This window comes from Gemmatimonadota bacterium (assembly GCA_016209965.1).
Lineage (GTDB): Bacteria > Gemmatimonadota > Gemmatimonadetes > Longimicrobiales > RSA9 > JACQVE01.
Map to the genome: position 1 here is coordinate 1 of JACQVE010000088.1, position 5,937 is coordinate 5,937.

Sequence of the window (5,937 nt, forward strand, 5' to 3'; positions counted from 1 at the left end):
GCGGCCGGGTACCCCGGCGACCCTAAGGCGTTCCCCAGGTAGAAGCGGGTGGTGTATTCGGCCACCATGCGGTGGCTGTTGAACTCGGGACACAGCCGGGCAATGGATGCCTTCATGCGCGCGATCCAGCCGTGCGGCAGCCCCTGCTCGCGCCGGTAGAAGAGCGGCGCGATCTCGTGCTCGATCAGGTGGTAAAGCGCCTCCGCGTCGACCTCGTCCTGGTCAGCCGGCGCGGCATACTGCCGGCCATCGCCGATCGCCCAGCCGATGGTCAGCCGGCGGGCTTCATCCCCCTCGCTTGCGCCGGCCTCCGCCTCTGCATCTTCCCAGGCCTCCGCCCACCAGCCGTCGGGCACGCTTACGTTCAGCACGCCATTGGCCGCCGCCTTCATGCCGCTGGTGCCGCTCGCTTCATTAGGCCGGCGGGGCGTATTGAGCCAGACATCCGCGCCCTGCACCAGCCTGCGCGCGACAGCGGGGTCGTAATCCTCGAGGAACAGCAGGCGACGCCGGAACTCCGGCCGCCGGCTGAGGTCGACGATCTGCCGGATCAACTCCTTGCCCGCCTCGTCCCGCGGGTGCGCCTTGCCTGTGAAGATCACCTGGACCGGGCGCTCGGTGTGGTTCAGGATACCCGCCAGGCGCTCTGGATCGCGCAGCAGCAGCGTCGCACGCTTGTAGGTGGCGAAGCGCCGGCCGAAGCCAATGGTCAGGATACCGGGATCCAGCGCTTCCGCCGCCGCATCCAGCTCCGGCTGCGGCCTGCCCTGGCGCTCGAGTTGCGCGTACAGCCGGCCGCGCGCGAACTCGACCAGCTCGCGGCGCTGCGCCTCGTGTGCCCGCCACAGCTCGGCGTCCGGGACCCTCTCTACCTGACGCCATAGCTGGGAGCCGGCGGGTGCCTCCCGCCACTCGCCCGGCAGGTGGGCGTCATAGAGTCGCTGCAATGCGGGCGCGATCCAGGAGCCGAGGTGGATGCCGTTGGTGACGTGCCCGATGGGGATCTCCGCCGCGCGCATGCCGGGCCACAGCGGCCGCCACATCTCGCGACTCACCTCGCCGTGCAGCCGGCTCACGCCATTGCTGTGCCCGGCCAGCCGCAGCGCCAGCGCCGTCATGCAGAAGGCCTCCTCCGCGTTGCCTGAATCCGTGCGCCCCAACGCCAGGAGCTCCCGGGCGGAAAGCCCCAGCTCTGCGCGGTACTGCTCGAAGTAGCGCTCGATGCGCGCGGGCGGGAAGTAGTCGTGCCCCGCGGGCACGGGCGTGTGGGTGGTGAACACCAGGCTGGCCGCGGCGGCTTCGCGCGCCTGGGCAAAATCGAGCCGCTCCCGCTGCATGACGCGCCGCACCTGCTCGAGCGCCGCGAAGGCACAGTGCCCCTCGTTCAGGTGATAGACGTTGGGCTCGAGACCCAGCGTCTCCAGCACGCGGCAGCCGCCGATTCCCAGCAGGATCTCCTGCTGCAACCGCGTCTCCTCGTCGCCGCCGTAGAGGTGGGCGGTGATGGCGCGGTCCGCCGGATCATTGGCCGCTACGTCCGTGTCCAGCAGGTAGAGCGAGGTGCGGCCGACCTGCGCCTGCCAGACCTGCGCCTCGACCTGCCGCCCCGGGAAGGGGACGCGCACGGTGACCGCGCTGCCATCCGGCCGGCGTGCCGGTGTCAAGGGCAGCGCCCCCGGCTCGAGCCGCTCGACGCGCGCGTCCTGCCTGCCCGCCGCGTCTACCCGCTGGCGGAAGTAGCCATGGCGGTAAAACAGCCCGATCCCCACCAGCGGGAGGCCCAGGTCGCTGGCGGACTTCAGATGATCGCCCGCCAGGATGCCCAGCCCGCCGGCAAAGATGGGCAGGCACTCGGCCAGGCCGAACTCCGCCGAGAAGTAGGCGGCGAGCAGCGCGGCAGGGCCGCCCCCGTTCCCCGAGAGGCTCCCCACCAGCCGGGACGCCCGCTGCGCGTCGGGCGCGCCGCCGTTGAGGGACACGCGAGCGGCGGGGTTATCCCCCTTCGCCGCCGCGGCCGCCTCGACCTGGAGGCGCTGGTACCACGTCGACTCCGCCGCCAGGTAGCGCTCCAGCCCCACGGCCACCCGTTCCACCGCCGAATGGAACGACTCGTCCGCCTGCGCCGCCTCCAGCCGCGCCGGGTGCAGGAAGCCCAGCAGGAGCACCGGGTTGTGATCCGTCTGCTCCCACAGCTCCGGGTCCAGCCGGCGAAACAACTCGACGGCCTCCGGGTCCCAGGTCCAGCGCAGATTGTGGGCAATCGCCTGCAGGCGCTCGAGTAGCAACGGCTGCGGCGCAAGCACGCCGGAGCGAGCTGTGGCTTCCATCGCGCTGTCAGTTCTCCGCATCAAGCCTGACCGTGTGGTTCCGCGGGGCCGCGCTGCCCCGAGCCGCTACTTTGCTGGATGGGAATCTGGACGCGCAGGCAGCCGCAGCCCGCGACTGCTGCGTAGGGGCCGGGTCCGGCCCCGGGTACCGCCCCGGGCGCCCACCGGGCGCGTCCGAAGCCGACTAAAGATGTCGAATCGGCTGGCAGGCGCGCAACACCCCGCTGGAACACCCCTGTAACGTTGAAATAGAAGGGCCCTACCCTGAATGAAGTAGAAAAGCCCCCCTTCGGGATCTGTTCGCTACGTTGCGAGCGGACCCTAATCCCGGAGAGAGGACGTGTTGAGCTTGAGCCAGAGAGATCGAGATCGATTGGTGGTGCTGCACCAGATCCAGCAAGGACAACTCACGGTGAGCGAAGGGGCACGGTGCGTCGGAGCCGGTCGCGCGGAGGCGCGCCACGTCTTTTGCCGGACCCGATTCTAAGAATACCCCGGCCGGCGGCGGGACGATCCCGCGTCGAGCTTCTTGGGCCGATCGGGCGGCACCCTCTGAACCCCCCGCTTGTCGGTCCGCTTCCTGCGTCTTATCCTTAACGCCTGCGCTCGTGCAACCGGCGGGAACGTGTACGCTCGTTTGGGCGGGAGTAGCGCCGGGTGCACGGGCGCAGATGAAGCGCCCGGGCCGCCCGGGCGCGCTGTTTCTCGGGGCCTTCCTCTCATGCAGTCACGGATTCTGACGCTGTTCCGCGAGCATTTCGGCGCGCCCGGCGAGTCGCTGCGGCCGCTCCATCAGGACGGCTCGAACCGCCGCTACTTCCGCGTCACGGCGGCGGATGGCCGCACTGCCATCGGCGTAGTGGGCCCCAATCCCGACGAGAATCGCGCCTTTCTTTCCTACTCCCGTGCTTTCCGAAGCATTGGCCTGCCCGTCCCTGAGATCTACCGGGTGGACGAGGCAGCGGGCGTTTACCTCGAGGAGGACCTGGGCGATACTACGCTATTCGAGGCGCTCACCGCGGCGCGGGCCGAGGAGGCCGGTGGCTTGCCGGAATCGGTCCTGCCCGCATACCGCCGAGTGCTGGCGCTGCTGCCGCGCTTCCAGATCGAGGGCGGGCGCGCCGTGGACTACGGCGTCGCCTACCCCCACTCGGCTTTCGACCGGAAGTCGATCCTCTGGGACCTGAACTATTTCAAGTACCATTTCCTGCAGCTCGCGCACATCCCTTTCAACGAGTCGCGTCTCGAGGAGGACTTCCACCGCCTGGCCGATTACCTGCTGGGCGCGGACACCAGGCACTTCCTGTATCGGGATTTCCAATCGCGGAACATCATGCTGCGGGACGGCGAGCCCTGGTTTATCGACTACCAGGGCGGCCGGCGGGGCGCGCTACAGTATGACATTGCTTCGCTGCTCTACGACGCCAAGGCGGCCATCCCGGACGACGTGCGGGAGCTGCTGCTGGACGAGTACCTGGACCTTCTGGCGGAGCGCCTGCCCGTGGAGCGCGACGAGTTCCACGAGCAGTACCGCGGCTATGTGCTGGTGCGCATCATGCAGGCCATGGGCGCCTACGGCTACCGCGGCTTTTTCGAGCGCAAGACGCACTTCCTGCAGAGCGTGCCGCACGCGGTGCGCAACATCGAGCGGATTCTCGAGGAGCAACTGCTGCCCGTGCGGCTGCCGGAGATCGAGGCCGTCTTCGACCGCATCACCAACACCCCCAGCTTGCGGGGCGACACGGAGCGGCTGCCGCCCGGGCTCACCGTGCATATCGGCAGCTTCAGCTACAAGGCGGGCTACCCTCAGGACGCGACCGGCCACGGCGGCGGCTTCGTCTTCGACTGCCGGGGCGTGCCCAATCCGGGGCGCAACCCGGAGTTTGCCGGCCTGTGCGGGTTGGACGGCGTGGTGGTGGAGTTCCTCGAGTCGAAGCCGGAGGCGACGGCGTTCTGGGACAATGTTCGCGGCCTGATCGATGCCCAGATCGAAGCCTACACGCGCCGCGGCTTCACCAGCCTGAGCGTCGACTTCGGCTGCACGGGCGGCCAGCACCGCTCCGTTTACTTCGCGGACCGGCTGGCCCGCCACCTCCGCCAGCGCTTCCCCAAGGTCAACGTCCGGGTGAGCCACCGCGAGGAGCCGGCCTGGGCCGAGGCGCGCAGCCGCTCGGGCGAGGCGGCGTAGGGCGCCTTACCGTAAATGGATGCCATGATCTTCGCCGCCGGGCTGGGCACCCGGCTGCGGCCGCTCACCGACCACGCCCCCAAGGCGCTCATTCCCGTGGGCGGCGTCCCCATGCTCGAGCGGGTCGCGCGCCGGCTGGTGGACGCGGGCGCGGACCGTCTGGTCATCAACACGCACCGCCACTCCGAGCAGATCGAGGCGTTCGTCGCCGAGCGCGGGGGCTTTGGCGCCGAGGTCGTGTTTTCCCGCGAGCCGGACCGCCCCCTCGAGACCGGCGGCGGACTGCTGCAAGCCGCGGCGCTGCTCCGCCGCGACGCGCCTTTTCTCCTGCACAATGTGGACGTGCTGACCGACCTGCCGCTGCGCGAGCTGTCCGCGGCCCAGCTCGCCGCCGGCGCCACGGTGCTGGCCACGCTGGCGGTCATGGAGCGCGAGGCCGCGCGCCGGCTGCTCTTCGATGATCTCGGCCTCTGCGGCCGGCGGGACCTGCGCGCGGGAACCGTGAGCTGGGCCAGGTCCGCGGTGGGGAGCATGCGGGAACTGCCCTATTGTGGCGTGCAGGCGGTTTCCCCACGCCTACTCGATCTCATCACCGAGCGAGGGGTCTTCTCGATCTTCGAGCCCTATCTGCGCCTGGCTGGAGAGCGGTGGCAGATCCTGCCCTACCGCGTGGACGGTGCCGCCTGGTTCGACATTGGCGATGCGCAGAGGTTGGCGGCGGCGGAAGCGGGGGTGGCTAATCTCGGGGGCGACGACGTCGCGGGGCGAGCGTAGTCGGCTGCCAGTGCCCCTGTTGTCATCCCGAGCGGAGCGCCCCGAAGGGGCGCGAAGTCGGGGGACCTCGTGGCCCCAACCCGTTCCCCGAAAAATGCATTGTCCGTCGCGGACGCCGCCCTCATGGACCTAACCCTCGGGTGGCCCGGCTCCCCCGGATGAGGCGAGCCCCTCGACTCGCCCCCGGATCTCCTCGATCCGCTCCCCCGCCTCCGGCCAGCCCACCAGGAAGGCGCCGCCCGGCTCGAGCAGGGAGAACAGGCGAACGGCCTTGTCGTAGCTGGTCCGCGCCGCGTCGCCGCGCCCCTCGAGCTCGGCGTTCAGCCCGTCCAGGTAGAGCATCTCCGCCAGCGCCCAGCAGTTGGTCGGATTGACCTCCCCGGTGGGCGCGACCAGCAGTCCCAGCGTCTCCGGCGTGGCCAGGCGAGCGATCTCCAGGTCCAGCCCCACGCGCGCGGCCACCGACTTGAGCTCCGCCTCGACCTCCTGGGCGGACGCCGACCGCCCCACGATCATCTTGCGCAGGGCGATCAGCATCTGCCCGATCTGCTCGATCAGGCGCAGGATGTAGTCGCGCCGGTCCACGGATCGCCGCCCTTCAGATCAGTTGCTGCAGCACCGGCGTGAGCCGGAGCAGGAAATCATGCA

The 5,937-nt window shown here is 69.8% G+C and carries 4 protein-coding genes; 2 read left to right on the forward strand and 2 right to left on the reverse strand.

What is annotated here, in order from left to right:
- Positions 1–2,327, reverse strand: a 2,327-nt coding sequence (glgP, locus tag HY703_03655; GenBank protein MBI4544272.1) for an alpha-glucan family phosphorylase, incomplete at its 3' end; no start/stop codon positions are given.
- A 721-nt stretch (positions 2,328–3,048) separates the two neighbouring features.
- Between glgP and HY703_03660 the strand changes: the two genes are divergently transcribed.
- Both HY703_03660 and HY703_03665 read left to right on the forward strand, forming a co-directional pair.
- A complete protein-coding gene (locus HY703_03660; GenBank protein MBI4544273.1) occupies positions 3,049–4,515 on the forward strand; it encodes a phosphotransferase in 1,467 nt (488 codons plus the stop codon).
- A gap of 24 nt (positions 4,516–4,539) precedes the next feature.
- Positions 4,540–5,289: an NTP transferase domain-containing protein gene (locus HY703_03665; GenBank protein ID MBI4544274.1), complete on the forward strand. Its 750-nt coding sequence runs from the start codon at positions 4,540–4,542 to the stop codon at positions 5,287–5,289.
- 129 nt (positions 5,290–5,418) lie between these two features.
- Here HY703_03665 and HY703_03670 read toward each other — a convergent pair whose 3' ends face one another.
- A complete protein-coding gene (locus HY703_03670) occupies positions 5,419–5,874 on the reverse strand; it encodes a hypothetical protein (GenBank protein MBI4544275.1) in 456 nt (151 codons plus the stop codon).
- Between the last annotated feature and the right edge of the window lie 63 nt (positions 5,875–5,937).